Origin of the sequence: Mycolicibacterium confluentis (genome assembly GCF_010729895.1) — a bacterium.
Taxonomy (GTDB): Bacteria; Actinomycetota; Actinomycetes; order Mycobacteriales; family Mycobacteriaceae; genus Mycobacterium; species Mycobacterium confluentis.
The window spans coordinates 4,064,532-4,082,342 of sequence record NZ_AP022612.1 but is presented as its reverse complement, the minus strand read 5'-3'; the positions used below and the strand labels follow the sequence as shown (position 1 = coordinate 4,082,342).

The window sequence follows — 17,811 nt, the reverse complement described above, 5'->3', positions numbered from 1 at the left end:
TGCAGACTCCCACCACTAGTGATCTCGAACACACGCTACTGGATAACGGACACGACCCTACGCAGCGCGCCCAACGGAAGCGACTTCAGAGCTTCTTGAGGGTGAACTGGCAGACGTCGGTTGACCCGTTACGGAAGAGCTTGGCACATCCTGTGAGGTACTTCATGTATCGGTCGTAGACCACCTCGGACTGGACCGCGATGGCCTCCTCGCGGTGGCTCTCCAGCGCGGCGGCCCACAGGTCCAGGGTGCGCGCGTAGTGCGGTTGCAGCGACTGCACCCGTTCGACGTCGAAACCGCCCGCCGTGGCGTGCTCTTCGACCATATCGATCGACGGAAGACGTCCGCCCGGAAAGATCTCGGTGAGGATGAATTTGACGAATCGCGCCAGTTCGAAGGTCAGGGGAATGCCCAGGCTTTCCGCGTTCTTGGGATTGAACGCGGTGATGGTGTGCAGCAGCATCACGCCGTCGGCAGGCAACGCCTTGTAGGCCATGGTGAAGAAGTCGGCGTAGCGGTCATGTCCGAAGTGTTCGAACGCCCCGATCGACACGATCCGGTCCACCGGTTCGTCGAACTGCTCCCAGCCCTGCAGCAGCACCCGCTTGGACCGCTGGCTGGGGTTGGCGGCCAGTCGGGCCTCGACGTGGTCCCTCTGATTGCGGCTCAAGGTCAGGCCCACGACGTTGACGTCGTAGCGCTCCAGGGCGCGGATGAGCGTGGCCCCCCAGCCACAGCCGATGTCGAGCAGCGTCATCCCGGGCTCAAGACCGAGCTTTCCCAGCGAGAGGTCGATCTTGGCGAGCTGAGCCTCCTCGAGCGTCATGTCGTCGCGCTCGAAGTACGCGCAGCTGTAGGTCTGCGACGGGTCCAGGAACAGCCGGAAGAAGTCGTCTGACAGGTCGTAGTGCGCTTGGACGTCGTCGAAGTGCGGTTGGAGCGCTTTTGGCACAGGCGAGCTGCCTTCCAGGAATATTGGAAGAGGCGGGCACACTGTTCCCCCCGAAGGAACCTGATCCACCCCCAGGTATCTCCTCCATGGTTAAGGCGATCCGTGATCTCGGCAACGTGGGGTCACCCCATGTCAGAATTACGTCATTTATCCGACGCGTCAGTAATTCAGGCCCGTGCGTAGGAAAACGTGAGGTCAAGCTGGTCGACGACGGGGTCCCACAGCGCCTCGGGGAGGTCGTGTCCCATGCCGGGGAAAAGCACCAAACGGGCCTGGGAGATGTTGTTGGCCACCGCGCGGCCTCCCGCGGGCCGCATCAGGCGGTCGGCCAGACCGTGGATGACGACCGTGGGTGCGCTGATCTGGCGGTCGTAGTTCCGCAGGCTGCCGCTGCCCGTGATCGCGCCGAACTGCCGCGCGACCCCGACCGGATAGTGGCAGCGGTCGTAGGCCTCAGCCGCGTCGGCGCGGATGCGATCCTCCGGGGTCGGATAGGCGGGGCTGCCGATGATCTTGGTGACCCGGACGGCGTTGTCGAGGATGGCCTCGCGCGGCGCCCCGACGGGCGGGCCCTTGATGATCGCGAACAGAGCGCGCGGGTCGGGCGGAGGCAGGGCGGCCTGGTTGTTGCTGGAGAAGATCACGCCCAGCGACGTGGTCCGGTGCGCGTGCCGCGCCGCCACCACCTGGGCGATCATGCCGCCCATCGAGGCGCCGACGATGTGTGCGCGGTCGATGTCGAGGTGGTCGAGCACGGCCACCGCATCGTCGGCCATGTCCTCGAGTGTGTACACCGCGGGACTTCGCCGGCCGAGCACCGAGCGGACCATGCTGGGGTACTGCGATCCATCGATGCGCTGACCGTCGAGCTTGCTCGACAGACCCACGTCGCGGTTGTCGAACCGGATCACCCGCAGGCCGCGGGCGATGAGCTTCTCGCAGAAACCCTTGCGCCACAACAGGAGCTGTGCGCCCAGGCCCATGATCAGCAGGACCGCCGGGTCGCTCGGGTCGCCCATGTCCTCGTAGTGGATCTCGAGGTCGCCGGAGCGTGCGACACCGGTGCGCACCGCGGTCTCCATCAAGCCTCGACCTCGCTGTCGGAGTTCTGGTGCTCGCGGCTGACCTCCACCATGAAGTTGGCGAAGTAGCCCGAGAACTGTGGGTCGCTCATCATCTGCCATCGCGGTGCCAAGAGCTTCATGTAGCGCTCGACGTAGAGGAACTGCTTGCCGATCAGCACGAGTTCGCGGGGCAGCTTGACGTCGTAGGCCTCGGCCAGCGTCGACAACTGCCTGCCGATGTCGGCGTAGGACATATCCCCGAGTGTCTTCATGGTCAGCGGCTCGGCGAACGCCTGGAGATCCTTGGCGGCCTGCTTCTCCGGTTTCACGTTGCCCACCGCGCCGAGCAGCACCACGATCTTGCCCGCGGCCGCATGGTCCTTCTTGACCAGCAGCGTGTAGATGAGCTCACGCAGCAGCCAGCGGGTGCGCGGATCGATGCGGCCCATGATGCCGAAGTCCAGGAACACGATGCGGCCCTGCTCGTCGACCAGAAGGTTGCCCGCGTGCAGATCGCCGTGGAACAGGCCGTGCCGCAAACCGCCCTCGAACGTCGAGAACAGCAGGGCCTTCACCAAATCCGTGCCGTCGAACCCCTGCTTGCGGATCGCGGCCACATCATCGATGCGCACGCCGCGAACGCGCTCCATGGTCAGCACGCGCTGGGTGGTGAAGTCCCAGTGCACGTCGGGCACCTTGATGTTGCGGCCCAGCGACGACGAATGCAGATGGCTGACCCAGGCCTCCATCGACTGCGCCTCGATGCGGAAGTCGAGTTCCTCGGCGAGATTGTCGGAGAAGTCAGCCACGACGTCCTGCGCGGAGAGCCGTCGGCCGAGTTTGGCGATCTCCACGAGTTGCGCAAAGCGTTTGAGGATCTGCAGATCGGCGGCCACTCTTCGGCGAATGCCGGGGCGTTGGATCTTGACCACCACCTCCTCGCCGCTGTGCAGCGTCGCGAAGTGCACCTGCGCGATGGACGCCGAGGCGAACGGCTGCTCGTCGAAGTGCTTGAAGAGGTTCCTGGGCTCGTCGCCCAACTCCTCCTTGAAGAGCCGGTGCACCTCCTCGGTGTCGGCCGGCGGCACGGCGTCGAGCAGCGTGCGGAACTCGCGGGACAGCGGTTCGCCGAACGCACCCGGGCTCGAGGCGATGATCTGGCCGAACTTGACGTAGGTGGGGCCGAGGTCGGCAAAGGTCTGCGGGATCTCCTTGATGACCTTCGTCTGCCACGAGCCACGGGCAGGCAGTCTGGTGACGACGCGCGCGGTGGTGCGGGTGAGCTGCCAACCCGTCACGCCGATTCGGGCGGCCTCGACCGGCAACGGAACCCGGTCGAGTCTGGCCACCTCCCGGTGATTTTTGGTTGAACTCATTGTTGTAGTGTGCCAAACCCCGCATTTTGCCTTCAACGAGCGTGACGCGCGTCACTGACTCGACGGGTCAGCCCTCCGGCGCCACGGGCGCCTTGCCCCACGGGGTCAGCCATTCGGTGGGCTCCCAATCCTCGAGTCCGGCCAGCAGTTCATACAGGGTCGCGCCGTCGATGGATTCCCGGATGATGTCGGCGTGGCCGGCATGTCGAGCCAGCTCCTCGATCAGGTGGAACAACGCCCAGCGCACCGACCACGCGTCGAAATCCTTGGGGAACCAGGGGACATCCTTCGGGATCGGCACCGGGGCGCCGAGGTCGACGGTGTCGATCGCCCGCATGGTGTCGGCGTTGACGGCCTCGAACCGCTCCAGGATCTCGGCGAGCGTCTCGTCCTCGCGCATGACGAACTCGCTGGCGTAGTCGGCGGCCTGTTCTTCCTGCGAGCGCTGATCGGCCGGTGTCGCCTCGGGCGCGGCGGACACGCGCTCCATCCAGCCCCGCTGGCAGCTGGTGACGTGCTTGATCAGCGCGCCGATGGACAGCGCGCTGACCGTCGGGGTGGCGCGGGCCTGGTCGTCGGTGAGCCCGAACGCCACGGCGTGGAAGGCGTACTGCTGGGCGGCGATGTACTCCCTGAGGCCGGCGCGCTCGTCGGCGATGGGCGGGGGCATTGCGGGCATGTCAGTTCTCCTGGTTCGTGTGGGTGTGCGTGTAAAGGTCTCGGAGCAGGGCGATTTCGGCCCCGTGATGGATGACTTCGCGATTGATGTGCAACACCAGATCGAGCATCGGATGCTCGGCCCAGGGGCCCTCGGCCGGACCGATCGGGCGGCTGAGCGCCTCGTCATCGAGTGCCTTGACCCCGGCGATCCAGTCGGAGTACGCGGCATCCAGTTGGCGCAGTGCGGTGCCGGCGTCGGTGGCCCAGCTCCACGTGGCGTAGTCGGCGGGCGGACCACCGAAGTGGTGGTGAGCCCGCACCGCGAGCACGCCGACGATCACGTGCCCGAGTCGCCACGCGATGGTCGTGAACGGTGCGGGTTCGGGTTGCGGGTAGGTGAAGTCGATGGACCCGTCCGGGTGCACGGTCCAGGCCCCGGGTACGGGTTCCCAGAGGTACTCGTCGTCGGTGAGCCCATCCAGGCGGGGGCGCAACTGCTCCGTCCAGTGGTATTCGAGCTGGTAGACCAGCGCTTCGGTGAGGTTGTCGACTGCCATGACACCAACCCTCGCAGCATTTGCGGACAGTTTCTGTCCTAGAAGCGCGCATACTTTTTTCTATGTCGGAAACCACGGGCCGTGTGCTGCAGCTTCTCGGTCTGCTGCAGTCCCGGCGGGTGTGGACGGGCGCGGAACTGGCCGAGCGGCTGGGTGTCACGGGCCGCAGCGTGCGCCGTGACGTCGAACGGCTCCGCGAGCTGGGCTATCCCGTGCAGGCCAGCACCGGGCACGGCGGCGGGTACCAGTTGGGTGCGGGCGCGGCGCTGCCGCCGCTGCTGCTCGACGGCGACGAGGCCGTCGCGATGGCCGTCTGCCTGCGCTTGGCAGCCGGCGGGAGCGTCGCAGGCATCGGGGAGTCCGCGCTGCGCGCACTGTCCAAGCTGGACCAGGTGATGCCGTCGCGGCTGCGGTCACAGGTGGCCGCGGTGCACGACAACACCGTGACGCTGACCAGCAGTGTCGACACCACCGTCGATCCCGAGACGCTGATGACCCTGGCCCGCGCCAGCCGCGACCACGAGCACGTGGACCTCCGGTACACGGCTCTGGCCGGGGAGGTCACGCAACGCCGACTCGAGCCGTACCAGCTGGTGACCACGGGCCGGCGCTTGTACCTGCTGGCCTACGACCGCGACCGGCAGGACTGGCGCACCCTGCAGCTGGACCGGATGGGTGACGTCACCGCGCGCGGTACGACGTTCGCCCCGCGCGAGGCGCCCGACGCCGCGACCCACGTCAGCCGGGCGATCAGCAGTTCGTCCTACCGATACGTGGCCCGCGTGCGTTACCACTGTCCGGCAGAGGTTGTGGCACAGCACTTCTCACCGTCGTCGGTAACTGTGGAGGCCGACGGGACGAACTCCTGCATCGTCACCACCGGCGCCGACGATCCCGAACGTATGGTGCTGTGGCTGGCCCTGGTGGGCGAGCATTTCGAGATCCTGGAACCGCCCGAAGTGGCCGCCGCGGCGCGGACGGTGGCCCAGCGCCTGGCGCGGGTCGCGACCTGAGGGTCGCTGGGGATCACTGGGGACTTCGTGCCAGCCAGACCATCGCGGCGACCACCAGGGCCTGGGTGCCGACGTCGAGGGTGGGCTGGATGACCGGCGCGAAGTTCGGAGCGTGGTTGACCGGGATGTCCTGTGCGACACGGCCGCTGTCGCTGGCCGCCCGGAACTTCGCGGCGTCGGCGCCGCCGAACCCCCAGTAGGTGTAGGGCACGCCCAGCGCCGACGGAATCTCGCTGAAGTCCTCGCTGCCGGTGCCCTGCGGCATCTGCCAGCAGCTGTCCCCGAAGAAACCCGTGAACGCCTCGGTCACGCGCGCGGTGACGTCGCTGTCGTTGTCGGTCAGAGGGAATCGGCCGAACATCTCGAACTCGGGTTCGGCCGGAGATCCTGACGCCGCACACTCGGCACGAACGATCCGCTGGATCGCATCGAGGATCGCGGTGCGTGTCGTGTCGCTGTAGGTGCGGATGTTCAACTCCAGCACGGCTCGGTCGGGGATCACGTTGCTGGCACTGCCGGACTGGATGCTGCCGACCGTGAGCACCGCGGATTCGGTGGGGGCGACCTCGCGGGACACGATCGTCTGCAGCCGGACGACGATCATCGCCGCGAGCACCACCGGGTCGACGGACGCCTGCGGCATCGAGCCGTGCGCCCCGCGGCCGTGCACCGTGATGCGCATGCTGTCGGCGCTGGCCATGAACGGCCCGCTGTGCACACCGACCGTGCCGGCCGGGATCGGGAACACATGCTGAGCCAAGGCGACATCGACCTTCGGCAACAGGTCCGCCAGCCCGTCCGCGACCATGCCCCTGGCGCCGTCCGAGGTCTCCTCGGCGGGCTGGAAGAGCGTGACGAGCGTGCCCGACCAGTGCTCGGTGCCGTCGGCGAACAGCTGTGCGGCCCCGAGCAGCGCCGCCACGTGGGCGTCGTGTCCACAGGCATGCATCACCGGGACCTCGTGGCCCTCGGCGTCGGTGCTGCGTACCGTGCTCGCATACGGCAGGCCGGTGACCTCCCGCACGGGAAGCGCGTCCATGTCGGCGCGCAACAGCACGGTGGGCCCGCTGCCGTTGGCCAGGACTCCCACCACTCCGCTGCCACCGACGCCGGTGTGGACCTGGTACCCGCTGACGCCGAGTCGGTCGGCGACGATGCGTGCGGTGCGGAACTCCTGATGCGAAAGCTCGGGATGGCTGTGCAGGTCGACATAGCAGTCCTGCTGCCAGGTGCGGACACCGGCCAGGCCCTTCAGTACGTCTTCAGCGGCCTTCGTGGAGCCGGTCATGTGGTCTCCCGTCGGATACCGCGGTGCTCCCAGCTAGCGCCCGTGGGAGCGCATGATGCCTCCGTCGCGGCGGTTCGTCGCCGACGAATGCCACCGCAGTCGCAGCAGCAGGATCCGTCGGTGGGCCTGCCAGCCCATCGACAGCGGGTCCCGCCACGGCGTCCTGCGCCCGGCGCTGTACTGCATGTCGTCACTCACAATGACTCCACTTTGGCACGGCATGCGCGCGCTGGCACCCGCAGCAGGTCAGCGTGTATGTGAACTGTTGCCGAACAGTGTTGGGCCGTTGATCCCGGCGGTGATCCGCGCGGTGTGTCTTCCGGCAGACTCCTGCCGTCGCCGCGAGATCCGGCAATAGTTGAGACATGTCGCTGTCGGTGACCTCCGCGGAGCCCACGGAGCTGTTCGTCGGGACCGATGACGGGCCTGCGCAGGTGGTCCGCGTCGGTTACACCGGCGCCACGGCCGCGACACCCGTGCGGGTGACCGGCGCCGGGCTGACCGGCGGCGATGCGCTCACCGGCGTGGGTGACGGTGTCGCGGAGGTTGCGGTGGGCGTGACCGACGTCGCGCCGGGCCGCCGCAGGCCCGCCGTCGTCGAGGCCGGTCACGTTCGGTTCGAGTTCACGTTCGTCGACGCCGAACCCGGGTGGACGATGTACATGGTCAGCCACTTCCACTACGACCCGGTGTGGTGGAACACCCAGGCCGCCTACACCAGCGAGTGGACCGAGGACCCGCCCGGCCGGGCCCGGCAGACCAACGGCTTCGAGTTGGTCTCCGCCCATCTCGAGATGGCACGCCGCGATCCGGACTACAGGTTCGTGCTGGCCGAGGTCGACTACCTCAAGCCGTACTGGGACACCCACCCACAGGCCCGCGACGACCTGCGCCGCCTGCTTCGGCAGGGCCGCGTCGAGATCATGGGCGGCACCTACAACGAGCCCAACACCAACCTCACGAGTCCCGAGACCGCGATCCGGAACTTCGTGGCCGGCATCGGCTTTCAGCGTGACGTTCTGGGCGCCGACCCGTCGACCGCATGGCAGTTGGACGTGTTCGGCCACGATCCGCAGTTCCCCGGCATGGCCGCCGACGCCGGGCTGAGCTCCAGCTCGTGGGCGCGCGGCCCGCACCACCAGTGGGGCCCGATGGCCGGTGACGGTGACCCCGAACGTATGCAGTTCGCCAGCGAGTTCGAGTGGATCGCTCCGTCGGGGGTCGGCCTGCTCACGCACTACATGCCCGCGCACTATTCGGCGGGGTGGTGGATGGACTCGTCCGCGACGTTGGCCGAAGCCGAGGCGGCGACATGGACGCTGTTCGCCGGCCTCAAGAAGGTCGCGGCCACCCGTAACGTGCTGCTGCCCGTCGGCACCGACTACACACCGCCGAACAAATGGGTCACCGAGATCCACCGCGACTGGGCCGCGCGCTACTGCTGGCCGAAGTTCGTGTGCGCGCTGCCGCGGGAGTTCTTCGCCGCGGTGCGCGCCGAACTGAGCTCCCGCGAGGTGGCGGCGTCGCCGCAGACGCGGGACATGAATCCGATCTACACGGGCAAGGACGTGTCGTTCATCGACACCAAGCAGGCCAACCGCGCCGCTGAGGCCGCGGTGCTCGACGCCGAGAGGTTCGCGGTGTTCGCGCATCTGCTCGCCGGTGTCGACTATCCCGAACCGGCGTTCGCCAAGGCCTGGGTGCAGTTGGCCTACGGCGCGCACCACGACGCGATCACCGGGTCGGAGTCCGACCAGGTCTATCTGGACCTGCTCACCGGGTGGCGCGACGCCTGGGAGATAGGTCGCACGGCCCGCGACCGCGCGCTGGCGGTGCTCACAGAGACGCTCGGATCGGGATCGGTGACGGTCTGGAATCCGCTGGCGCACAACAGGACCGACGTGGTCTCGCTGCACGTGACGCGGGCGGGTGCCACCCGCATCGTCGACGACACGGGCGAGGACGTGCCGGTGCTGGTCGAGGACGACGGCCACACCCTGACCTGGCTGGCACGCGACGTCCCCGCGTTGGGGTGGCGGTCCTACCGCCTCGTGGACGGACCAGGTGCGGTGGGCTGGCGCCCACGCGACGGCGTCGGAATCGCCAGCGCGCACATGACGGTCCGGGTCGACCCAGCCCGTGGTGGCGGTGTGGTCTCGGTGCGCAGCGCGGGCCGGGAGTGGGTGGCGCCGGGCCGGGTGGCCAATGAACTGGCGGTCTACGAGGAGTATTCGGCGCACCCTCAGGCCGGGGAGGGCCCGTGGCATCTGCTGCCCAAGGGACCCGTCGTGGGTTCGGGCGACAGCCCGGCCGAGGTCAGCGTGTACGAGTGCCCGATCGGGCAGCGCGTGGTGGTGCAGGGCCGGATCAACGGCTTGTTGCGGTACACCCAGACACTGACGTTGTGGGACGGCATCGACCGCGTCGACTGCCGCACCACGATCGACGAGTTCACCGGCGTCGACCGCCTGCTGCGTCTGCGGTGGCCCACGCCGATTCCCGGTGCGGTGCCGGTCAGCGAGGTCGGCGACGCCGTGATCGGCCGCGGGTTCGGCCTGCTGCACCAACCCGGATCAGCCGACTCGGTGGACACCGCGGTGCACCCGTGGACCCTGGAGAACCCCGCATATAGCTGGTTCGGGCTGTCCTCGGCCGTCCGGATCAGGCTGGGGGACTCCGGCACCCACGCCGTCGCGGTCGCCGAGGTGGTGACGCCCTCGGAAGCCGAGTCCGCAGACCTGGCGCGAGACCTGCTCGTCGCGCTGGTGCGGGCCGGAGTCACCGCGACCTGCTCGGGTGCCGACCGACCCCGGTACGGGCACCTGGACGTCGACTCCAACCTTCCCGACACCCGCATCGCCGTCGGCGGCCCCGACCGCAACGCGTTCACCGCGGCGGTGCTGGCCGCGGCGGACCCGTCTTTCACCGTCGAACTGCACCGTCGCCTCGACGCCGACGGCACCGCGCGCGTATTCGTGCCCGCCGCCTCCGCACTGGCCGACGAGTGGGTGCCCGACGCCGATCTGCGTGCGGTGACAGCTCTTCCGGTGTTGATTGTCGCGGGCCGCGACGAGGCACTGCTGGCCCGGGCCGTTGCGGCGGTGACCGCCGACCTCGGCGATGCCGAGATCCTGGTGTCGCCCCGGGCGGGCTCGCCGGGCGCGACGTTCGAACACCGCACCGCGGCCCTGCTGAATCGCGGTGTGCCGAGCTTTGCCGTCGACACCGAGGGGACGCTGCACACCTCGCTCATGAGGTCATGCATCGGATGGCCGTCGGGCGTGTGGACCACACACGAAAAGCGCACCGCCCCGGACGGTTCGAACTTCCAGCTGCAGCACTGGTCGCACACCTTCGACTACGCGTTCGTGGTCGCCGAGGGGGACTGGCGCGATGCGGGCCTGCCACTGCGCAGCGCCGAGTACTCCCGCCCCCTGGTGGCTCTCGCCACGGACGAGGTGACACCGATCGCGGCGTCGGGGTCACTGCTCGGTGTCGACTCCGCGGCCGTCAACCTCGACGCACTCAAACTGACGGGCAATCCCACGCCGGCGGGCCGTTGCGCGACGGCGGGGGGCCACGTCACCCTGCGGCTCGTCGAAACCCTGGGCCGTGACACCGTTTTCGGCGTCACCTCAGACGTCGCCGACATCCGGGTGGTCGGCAGGGCGGATCTGCTCGAGCAGATCCCGAGTGACCCGCGGTTGGGGGATTCGCTGCACGGCTACGAGATCGCCACCGTGGTCGCGGAATTCGCGACGCGTGAGCGGACTCGCCGTGACCACGGGCCGTTGGTGCCCGAGACCGAGGCCGCGCAACCGCTGTACGCGCGCTACTGGCTGCACAACCGAGGTCCGGCTCCCCTGGGTGGCCTGCCCGCGGTCGCACACCTGCACCCGCACCGTGTGACCGCGACCGACGAGGAGGTGACGCTGCGCCTGACCGTCGCCAGCGACTGCACCGACGCCGAGGTCACCGGGCGGATCGAGGTGCTCTGCCCGCAGGGATGGACCGCGACGCCGGACCGCCTGCCCGTGCGACTGGAACCCGGCGCGTACCGCGAAGCGAAGGTCCGGATCGCCGGACCGTCGGGCGCAGCGCCGGGTCGGTATCCCGTCCGCGCCCAGCTGACCTTGGACGGCGACGTCCCGCGCGCGTGGCGACAGACCGTCGAGGACGTCTGCCTGATCGCGATCGGGGAGGACCCCGGCGACGTGTTGCGGTTGGAGTCGGGCCCGTCCGATGTCGTCGTCGCGGCCGGGCACACACAGTGCCTGACGGTGCGGGTCAGCACGGATGCGCACGCCGACCTGGCGGCGGAGGCTCACCTGATCAGCCCGTGGGGAACCTGGGAATGGTTGGGGCCCGCGGTGATCGGCGTGGTGCTGCCCGCCCGCGGCGCTGTGGACCTGGAGTTCGACGTGGCGCCCCCGCCGTGGGTTGGGCCCGGCGAGTGGTGGGCGCTGGTCCGGGTGGCCGCCGCCGGTGAGCTGCTCTACACCCCCGCGGTCAGGGTGGTGGTCCGATGAACACGGTTCGTTCGGTGAGCGGGGTGGCCGCGCACGTGGCGGGCGCGCCGGTCACGGTCGCCGACGTCGACCGCCGGGAGGCGCTGCTGCGCACCCAGATGCCGGAGGCCACGCTGCCGCTTGCGGGCACCAGCGAGGGAAGGCAGTTGCGGCGCTGGTTGACCCAGTTGATCGTCACCGAACGCGTCGTCGCGGCCGAGGCCGCGCGCCTCGGCGTTGCCCCCGGGCAGGCGCCGGATCTGGCCGCGATCCTGCCCGACGGCATCGCAGGTCACGAGGTCGGCAGCGTGACGGCCGCGGCGCTCGCCGACCCCGTCGCCCGCGCGCTGTTCGCGCACGTGACCCGCGATGTCACGGTCTCGGCCGAGGACGTCGAGTCCTACCACCGACGCAACCCCCTGCGGTTCGCGGTGGGCCGCCCGGGTGTCGACGGCTGGGAGGCCACACCCACCGCGCCGCCGCTGTCACAGGTGCGGGCCGTCGTCGCCGCGCATCTGCTGGGTGCCGCACGGCGGCGCGCCTTCCGGCTCTGGATCGAGGAGTTGCGGTCTGAACTCGTCTGCCTCGCACCAGGATTCGAGCATCCAGGCGATCCCCGCCAACCCGACAACATCCACAGGCACTGATGACCGAACTGACACTTGCCCTCGACATCGGCGGAACGAAGATCGCCGCAGGACTCGTCGACGCCGACGGCTCCCTCGTGGACTCGCAACAACGCCCCACCCCGCGGGACGCCGACCCCGAGGCCGCGTGGACCGTGGTCGAGGGACTCCTCTCCGAGATGGCCGCCGGCCGAACGGTGCGCGGTGTCGGCATCGCCTCGGCGGGTCCCGTCGACCTGCCTGCCGGTACCGTCGCGCCGATCAATGTGCCTGCGTGGCGCGGCTTCCCGATCCGGGAGCGGGTGTCCGCGGCCCTACCCGGGGTGCCGGTGCGGTTGGGCGGCGACGGGCTGTGCATGGCACTGGGCGAGCATTGGCGCGGCGCCGGACAGGGCGCGGCGTTCCTGCTGGGCATGGTCGTCTCGACCGGAATCGGTGGCGGCCTGGTGCTCGACGGCGAGCCGTATGACGGCCGGACCGGCAATGCCGGGCATGTCGGGCATGTGGTGGTCGACGTCGCGGGGGAGCAGTGCTCCTGCGGCGGCCGGGGGTGCGTCGAGACGATCGCGAGCGGACCCCACATGGCGGCCTGGGCGCGGGCCAACGGCTGGCAACCCACCGGGGACGCCGACGCGAAGACCCTCGCCGCCGACGCCGCTGCCGGTGATGCGGTGGCCCTGCGCGCCTTCGCGCGGTCGGCGACGGCCGTCGCGGCGATGATCGCGTCGGTGGGTGCGGTGTGCGACCTCGACCTGGTGGTGATCGGTGGGGGTGTGGCGCGTTCGGGTCCGCTGCTGTTCGACCCGGTGCGGGCCGCGCTGGCGCAGTTCGCCGGCCTGAGCTTCATCGCGGACATCGAGGTGGTGCCTGCCGCGCTCGGTGGGGACGCGGGCCTCGTGGGTGCCGCGGCGCTGCTGCGGTAGAGGAGAGAAGAGCCGTTTTGGCTGATCGGCCACTGTCGGCTATGGTGGTCCACGATCCACCAAAGACCGTCGGTCACCGAGCAATCGGTTGAAGGTCCGGGAAACATCCCGGCGGCCCACGCAGGAGGACGAGGCAAGAACCGCTGACCTGCGTCAGCAGCATTCCACGCCCCGCCGCTGCCTGCGTCGGGGCGTCGTTTATTTCCGGGGTCCTTCGCCCGTGAGCTTGGAACGCGTGGAGCGCAACCACACGACACCATCAGGAGGCATGCATGGCAAAGGCTGACAAGGCCACCGCCGTTGCAGAGATCACCGAGCAGTTCAAGGCCTCGACTGCGACCGTCGTGACCGAATATCGCGGTCTGACGGTGGCCAACCTGGCTGAACTGCGGCGCTCGCTCGGAGGCTCGGCCACCTACTCCGTCGCCAAGAACACGCTGGTGAAGCGTGCGGCGGCTGAGGCAGGCATCGAAGGTCTCGACGAGCTGTTCGCAGGCCCGACGGCGATCGCGTTCATCGAAGGTGAGCCGGTCGACGCCGCCAAGGCGCTCAAGAAGTTCTCGAAGGAGAACAAGGCGCTGGTCATCAAGGGCGGCTACATGGAGGGCCGTGCGCTCTCCGTCGCCGAGGTCGAGCAGATCGCCGATCTCGAGTCGCGCGAGGTGCTGCTGGCCAAGATGGCGGGCGCCATGAAGGCCAACCTGTCCAAGGCTGCGGCGCTGTTCAACGCTCCGGCCTCGCAGGTCGCCCGCCTTGCGGCGGCCCTGCAGGACAAGCGTGCGGCCGAGGGCGAGACCGCCGAGGCCCCGGCCGAGGCAGAGGCACCGGCGGAGGCCCCCGAGGCCGCTGCCGATTCCGCCGAGTGACACCAGACCAACCACCCGTAACAAACACATCCAGGAAGGACCGCCAACATGGCAAAGCTCAGCACCGATGAACTGCTCGACGCGTTCAAGGAACTGACCCTGCTCGAGCTCTCGGAGTTCGTGAAGAAGTTTGAGGAGACCTTCGAGGTCACCGCGGCCGCCCCGGTCGCCGTTGCCGCGGCCCCCGCCGCCGGTGGCGCTGCCGCCGAGGCCGCCGAGGAGCAGTCGGAGTTCGACGTCATCCTCGAGGGTGCCGGCGACAAGAAGATCGGCGTCATCAAGGTCGTCCGTGAGATCGTCTCCGGCCTGGGCCTCAAGGAGGCCAAGGATCTCGTCGACAGCGCCCCCAAGCCGCTGCTCGAGAAGGTCGCCAAGGACGCCGCCGAGGACGCCAAGGCCAAGCTCGAGGCCGCCGGCGCCACGGTCACCGTCAAGTAGTCTCAGCTCTTCAGAATCCCCGGAGATCCCCGCGATCTCCGGGGATTCTGCTGTCTGTGGGGGCTACAGGCGGGCAGTCATGGTCGCCTGTGAGGCCCGCACCGCCTCGGGGGTGTCGCCGAGGGCCACCAGCGTGTTGGCCGTCATGGCCCCGAGCACGGGTCCGACGGCTGTGCCGTCGCCGCCGTAGTACCCCGCCAGTTCCAGCATCACGAAGCCGTGCACCAGGCTCCAGAACTGGGCCGAGGTCGCCACCACCGACGCGTCGTCTTCCGCGTCGCCCGCGATGCGCCCGGCCTGCATGCAGCGGTGCACGTTGCGGACGACGTGCGCGAGGCTGGGGTGGTGCACGGTGATCTCGTCCACGGACAGGGTCAGCACATTGCGGGTGGGAGCGTTGATGCCGTGCGCGCTGGTGCTGCCGAACATCAGGCGGTACAGGTGGGGCCGCCGGTTCGCGAACCTCCGGTAGGCGGCCCCGCACACCAGCAGGTCGGCCACGGGGTCGTCGGACTCAGGCGTGGTCAGGGCGCCGTCGAACTGCCGCAACCCCTCCTCGGCCACGGCGGCGATCAGCCCGCGCATGCCGCCGAAGTGCGTGTAGACGGCCATGGTGGAGGTGCCCCCGGCCGCCGCGACCTTGCGGGCCTGCAAGGCGTCGGGGCCATGGTCGTCGAGCAGCCCGACGGCCGCGCGCAGAAGCTCGTCGCGCACGCTGAGCGCAGTCTTGGCCGAATCCATCGTTGTGATCCTCCCACGATGCGCGTAGCCTCCTGATAACGCCGTCATAACAGTGTTATACACCGAGGGGACTGATCACCGTGACTGCAGTGGAACCAGGCAAGGACGTCGCCAACCCGTATCTGGAGGGCTTCCTGGCCCCTGTGCGCAGCGAGGTCACCGCGACCGACCTCAAGGTCACCGGGGAGATCCCGGCGCACCTCGACGGCCGGTACCTGCGCAACGGTCCCAATCCGGTCGCCGAGGTGGACCCGGCGGCCTACCACTGGTTCTCCGGCGACGCCATGGTGCACGGCCTGTCCCTGCGGGACGGCGCCGCGCAGTGGTACCGCAATCGCTGGGTGCGCACGCCGTCCGTGTCGCGGAAGTTGGGGGAGTCGCGCATCGCCGCACTCGATCCGCGGGCGGGCATGCTGTCGGTCGGCCCGAACACGAATGTGCTGTCGCACGGCGGTCAGACGCTGGCACTGGTCGAGGGCGGTGGCGCGCAGTATCGGCTCACCGAGGAACTCGACACGATCGGCACCTGCGACTTCGACGGCACGTTATACGGCGGCTACACCGCCCATCCCCATCGTGATCCCAAAACCGGTGAGCTGCATGCGATCTCATACTCATTCGCGCGTGGTCGCACGGTGCAGTACTCGGTGATCGACACCGCGGGTCGCGCCCGTCGCACCGTCGACATCAGCGTCTCGGGATCGCCGATGATGCACGACTTCTCGCTCACCGAGAAGTACGTCGTCATCTACGACCTGCCCGTCACCTTTGACCCGGGCGAGGTGGTCCCTGTGACCGTGCCGAAGTGGCTGCGCGCGCCCGCGCGCATGGTGGTCTCGGCGTTGGCCGGTCGGGTGAAGGTGCCTGGGCCCATCGCGGCACGCATCAACGCCGACACGCATCCCATCTCCGCGCTGCCGTTCGCCTGGAACGAGTCCTATCCCGCCCGTATCGGCGTCATGCCGCGCGAGGGCGGCAACGACCAGGTCCGCTGGTTCGATATCGAACCCTGCTACGTGTTCCACCCGCTCAACGCCTACAGCGAGGACCGCGATGGGCACGAGGTGCTGGTGCTCGACGTCGTCCGCCACGGCCGGATGTTCGACAAAGACCGGCGCGGCCCGGGTGAGGGGCATCCCACCCTGGACCGCTGGGAGATCAACCTGACCACGGGCGCCGTGCGCACCGAACGCCGCGACGACCGCGAGCAGGAGTTTCCTCGGATCAACGAGTCACTCACCGGCGCGCGGCACCGCTACGGCTACACCGTGGGCACCGAGAACACGTTCGGCGGGGGCATCACCCGGACCGCGGTCTACAAGCAGGACTACGCGACGGGTGCGACGTCCGTCGCGCCGCTGGACAGCCGGCTTCTCGTCGGGGAGGTGTCCTTCGTGCCCAATCCCGGCTCGAGGGCCGAGGACGACGGTGTTCTGATGGGGTTCGGGCACGATCTGGACGCCGACGAGGGTCAGCTGTTGATTCTGGACGCCCAGAGCCTCGAAACCGTCGCCCGCGTGCACTTGCCGCAACGCGTTCCGATGGGCTTCCACGGAAACTGGTGCCCGGCAGAGTCCCAGCCCTGACACAAAGGGCGTGTCAGAAACGGCCATAGGTTACAGTGACTCAAACCACAGGCCGTGGCCCGTGGTTACTTCGGGTATATAGGTGGAAGGATCTTCGCGTGGGCATTGGTATCCAGGTTGAGGGGCTGACAAAGTCGTTCGGGTCCCAGCGAATCTGGGAGGACGTCACCTTGGACGTCCCCGCCGGCGAAGTGAGCGTGCTCCTGGGCCCGTCCGGTACCGGTAAGTCCGTCTTTCTGAAGTCGCTGATCGGCCTGCTGCGCCCCGAGCGGGGCAAGATCATCGTCGACGGCACGGACATCATCCAGTGCTCGGCCAAGGAGCTCTACGAGATCCGCACGCTGTTCGGCGTGATGTTCCAGGATGGCGCGCTGTTCGGCTCGATGAACATCTACGACAACACCGCGTTCCCGCTGCGCGAGCACACCAAGAAGAAGGAGAGCGAGATCCGTGACATCGTCATGGAGAAGCTCGAAATGGTGGGTCTGGCCGGCGACGAGAACAAGTTCCCGGGTGAGATCTCCGGCGGTATGAAGAAGCGTGCCGGCCTGGCGCGTTCGCTGGTCCTCGACCCGCAGATCATCCTCTGCGACGAGCCCGACTCGGGTCTGGACCCGGTGCGTACCGCGTACCTGTCCCAGCTTCTGATCGACATCAACGCGCAGATCGACGCCACGATCCTGATCGTGACGCACAACATCAACATCGCGCGCACCGTGCCGGACAACATGGGCATGCTGTTCCGCAAGCACCTCGTGATGTTCGGTCCGCGTGAGGTGCTGCTGACCAGCGAGGAACCCGTCGTCAAGCAGTTCCTCAACGGTCGCCGCATCGGCCCGATCGGCATGTCCGAGGAGAAGGACGAGTCGACGATGGCCGAAGAGCAGGCCATGGCCGACGCCGGCCACCACGACGGTGGCGTCGAGGACATCGAGGGCGTGCCCCCGCAGATCCAGGCCACCCCGGGTCTGCCCGAGCGCAAGGCCGTCGGCCGCCGTCAGGCCCGCGTGCGCGAGATCCTGCACACGCTGCCGCCCGCCGCCCAGGAGGCCATTCGCGACGACCTCGACGGCGGCAACCAGTACCCGGTGCACCAGTTGGCCGACGACGCCACCGCGCGTCACCGCACCGATGACGAGACCCCGACGGCCTCGATCCCGGTGCAGAGCGAGAGCTGACCGCCCCGTCTGACCAGAACACGAAAGAGGCCGAC

16 protein-coding genes are annotated in these 17,811 nt (G+C 68.7%); 8 read left to right on the top strand and 8 right to left on the bottom strand.

Annotated features, from left to right (window positions below; genetic code table 11):
* Nucleotides 1-85: 85 nt before the first annotated feature.
* The 5 genes from G6N34_RS19235 to G6N34_RS19215 all read right to left on the bottom strand — a co-directional run bounded on the left by G6N34_RS19235 (nucleotide 86) and on the right by G6N34_RS19215 (nucleotide 4,609).
* Nucleotides 86-952, bottom strand: a complete 867-nt coding sequence (locus G6N34_RS19235; protein ID WP_085149750.1) for a cyclopropane mycolic acid synthase family methyltransferase — start codon at nucleotides 950-952, stop codon at nucleotides 86-88.
* 167 nt (nucleotides 953-1,119) lie between these two features.
* Nucleotides 1,120-2,034 (bottom strand): alpha/beta fold hydrolase, encoded by a 915-nt coding sequence (locus G6N34_RS19230; RefSeq protein ID WP_085149748.1) that lies wholly within the window; start codon nucleotides 2,032-2,034, stop codon nucleotides 1,120-1,122.
* Nucleotides 2,034-3,392: an ABC1 kinase family protein gene (locus tag G6N34_RS19225; RefSeq protein WP_085149746.1), complete on the bottom strand. Its 1,359-nt coding sequence runs from the start codon at nucleotides 3,390-3,392 to the stop codon at nucleotides 2,034-2,036. The genes G6N34_RS19230 and G6N34_RS19225 overlap by 1 nt, the downstream gene beginning before the upstream one ends.
* Before the next feature lie 67 nt (nucleotides 3,393-3,459).
* Nucleotides 3,460-4,071 carry a DinB family protein gene (locus tag G6N34_RS19220; RefSeq protein WP_085149745.1) on the bottom strand — a complete coding sequence of 204 codons (612 nt, stop codon included), beginning with the start codon at nucleotides 4,069-4,071 and terminating at the stop codon, nucleotides 3,460-3,462.
* A 1-nt stretch (nucleotide 4,072) separates the two neighbouring features.
* Complete coding sequence (locus G6N34_RS19215) at nucleotides 4,073-4,609, bottom strand: DinB family protein (RefSeq protein ID WP_085149743.1); 537 nt, start codon at nucleotides 4,607-4,609, stop codon at nucleotides 4,073-4,075.
* Nucleotides 4,610-4,671: 62 nt separating this feature from the next.
* On the opposite strand from G6N34_RS19215, the gene G6N34_RS19210 reads away from it, so the two are divergent.
* Nucleotides 4,672-5,622 (top strand): helix-turn-helix transcriptional regulator, encoded by a 951-nt coding sequence (locus tag G6N34_RS19210; RefSeq protein ID WP_085149741.1) that lies wholly within the window; start codon nucleotides 4,672-4,674, stop codon nucleotides 5,620-5,622.
* Nucleotides 5,623-5,635: 13 nt separating this feature from the next.
* On the opposite strand, the gene G6N34_RS19205 is transcribed toward G6N34_RS19210, so the two are convergent.
* Both G6N34_RS19205 and G6N34_RS19200 read right to left on the bottom strand, forming a co-directional pair.
* A complete protein-coding gene (locus G6N34_RS19205) occupies nucleotides 5,636-6,910 on the bottom strand; it encodes an amidohydrolase (protein ID WP_085149739.1) in 1,275 nt (424 codons plus the stop codon).
* A gap of 33 nt (nucleotides 6,911-6,943) precedes the next feature.
* Entirely contained in the window at nucleotides 6,944-7,108 is a 165-nt protein-coding gene (locus G6N34_RS19200) for a hypothetical protein (RefSeq protein ID WP_163645439.1), read from the bottom strand.
* Between the two features lie 173 nt (nucleotides 7,109-7,281).
* On the opposite strand from G6N34_RS19200, the gene G6N34_RS19195 reads away from it, so the two are divergent.
* The 5 genes from G6N34_RS19195 to rplL all read left to right on the top strand — a co-directional run bounded on the left by G6N34_RS19195 (nucleotide 7,282) and on the right by rplL (nucleotide 14,271).
* A complete protein-coding gene (locus tag G6N34_RS19195; protein ID WP_085150101.1) occupies nucleotides 7,282-11,439 on the top strand; it encodes a glycoside hydrolase family 38 N-terminal domain-containing protein in 4,158 nt (1,385 codons plus the stop codon).
* Nucleotides 11,436-12,065, top strand: a complete 630-nt coding sequence (locus G6N34_RS19190; protein ID WP_109788314.1) for a DUF7158 domain-containing protein — start codon at nucleotides 11,436-11,438, stop codon at nucleotides 12,063-12,065. The genes G6N34_RS19195 and G6N34_RS19190 overlap by 4 nt, the downstream gene beginning before the upstream one ends.
* On the top strand, nucleotides 12,065-12,967 hold the full coding sequence (locus G6N34_RS19185; protein ID WP_085149738.1) for an ROK family protein: 903 nt from the start codon (nucleotides 12,065-12,067) through the stop codon (nucleotides 12,965-12,967). Before G6N34_RS19190 ends, G6N34_RS19185 begins: the two co-directional genes overlap by 1 nt.
* 272 nt (nucleotides 12,968-13,239) lie before the next feature.
* Nucleotides 13,240-13,833 (top strand): 50S ribosomal protein L10, encoded by a 594-nt coding sequence (rplJ, locus tag G6N34_RS19180; protein WP_085149735.1) that lies wholly within the window; start codon nucleotides 13,240-13,242, stop codon nucleotides 13,831-13,833.
* A 48-nt stretch (nucleotides 13,834-13,881) separates the two neighbouring features.
* Nucleotides 13,882-14,271, top strand: coding sequence for a 50S ribosomal protein L7/L12 (gene rplL / locus G6N34_RS19175; RefSeq protein WP_085149734.1), 390 nt, complete (start codon nucleotides 13,882-13,884; stop codon nucleotides 14,269-14,271).
* Nucleotides 14,272-14,334: 63 nt separating this feature from the next.
* Here the strand turns inward: rplL and G6N34_RS19170 are convergent, their stop codons facing one another.
* Nucleotides 14,335-15,012 carry a TetR/AcrR family transcriptional regulator gene (locus tag G6N34_RS19170; RefSeq protein WP_085149732.1) on the bottom strand — a complete coding sequence of 226 codons (678 nt, stop codon included), beginning with the start codon at nucleotides 15,010-15,012 and terminating at the stop codon, nucleotides 14,335-14,337.
* Nucleotides 15,013-15,083: 71 nt separating this feature from the next.
* Here G6N34_RS19170 and G6N34_RS19165 point away from each other — a divergent pair, with 71 nt between their 5' ends.
* Nucleotides 15,084-16,598 (top strand): carotenoid oxygenase family protein, encoded by a 1,515-nt coding sequence (locus G6N34_RS19165; RefSeq protein ID WP_085149730.1) that lies wholly within the window; start codon nucleotides 15,084-15,086, stop codon nucleotides 16,596-16,598.
* Nucleotides 16,599-16,696: 98 nt separating this feature from the next.
* Nucleotides 16,697-17,776: an ABC transporter ATP-binding protein gene (locus tag G6N34_RS19160; protein WP_085149729.1), complete on the top strand. Its 1,080-nt coding sequence runs from the start codon at nucleotides 16,697-16,699 to the stop codon at nucleotides 17,774-17,776.
* The last annotated feature ends 35 nt before the right edge of the window (nucleotides 17,777-17,811 follow it).

What these genes read in the sequence shown, in the direction of transcription:
- G6N34_RS19230 (WP_085149748.1), bottom strand. Translation starts at nt 2,034, where the DNA reads ATGGAGACCGCGGTGCGCACCGGTGTCGCACGCTCCGGCGACCTCGAG.
- G6N34_RS19225 (WP_085149746.1), bottom strand. Translation starts at nt 3,392, where the DNA reads ATGAGTTCAACCAAAAATCACCGGGAGGTGGCCAGACTCGACCGGGTT.
- G6N34_RS19220 (WP_085149745.1), bottom strand. Translation starts at nt 4,071, where the DNA reads ATGCCCGCAATGCCCCCGCCCATCGCCGACGAGCGCGCCGGCCTCAGG.
- G6N34_RS19215 (WP_085149743.1), bottom strand. Translation starts at nt 4,609, where the DNA reads ATGGCAGTCGACAACCTCACCGAAGCGCTGGTCTACCAGCTCGAATAC.
- G6N34_RS19210 (WP_085149741.1), top strand. Translation starts at nt 4,672, where the DNA reads ATGTCGGAAACCACGGGCCGTGTGCTGCAGCTTCTCGGTCTGCTGCAG.
- G6N34_RS19205 (WP_085149739.1), bottom strand. Translation starts at nt 6,910, where the DNA reads ATGACCGGCTCCACGAAGGCCGCTGAAGACGTACTGAAGGGCCTGGCC.
- G6N34_RS19190 (WP_109788314.1), top strand. Translation starts at nt 11,436, where the DNA reads ATGAACACGGTTCGTTCGGTGAGCGGGGTGGCCGCGCACGTGGCGGGC.
- G6N34_RS19185 (WP_085149738.1), top strand. Translation starts at nt 12,065, where the DNA reads ATGACCGAACTGACACTTGCCCTCGACATCGGCGGAACGAAGATCGCC.
- rplJ (WP_085149735.1), top strand. Translation starts at nt 13,240, where the DNA reads ATGGCAAAGGCTGACAAGGCCACCGCCGTTGCAGAGATCACCGAGCAG.
- rplL (WP_085149734.1), top strand. Translation starts at nt 13,882, where the DNA reads ATGGCAAAGCTCAGCACCGATGAACTGCTCGACGCGTTCAAGGAACTG.
- G6N34_RS19170 (WP_085149732.1), bottom strand. Translation starts at nt 15,012, where the DNA reads ATGGATTCGGCCAAGACTGCGCTCAGCGTGCGCGACGAGCTTCTGCGC.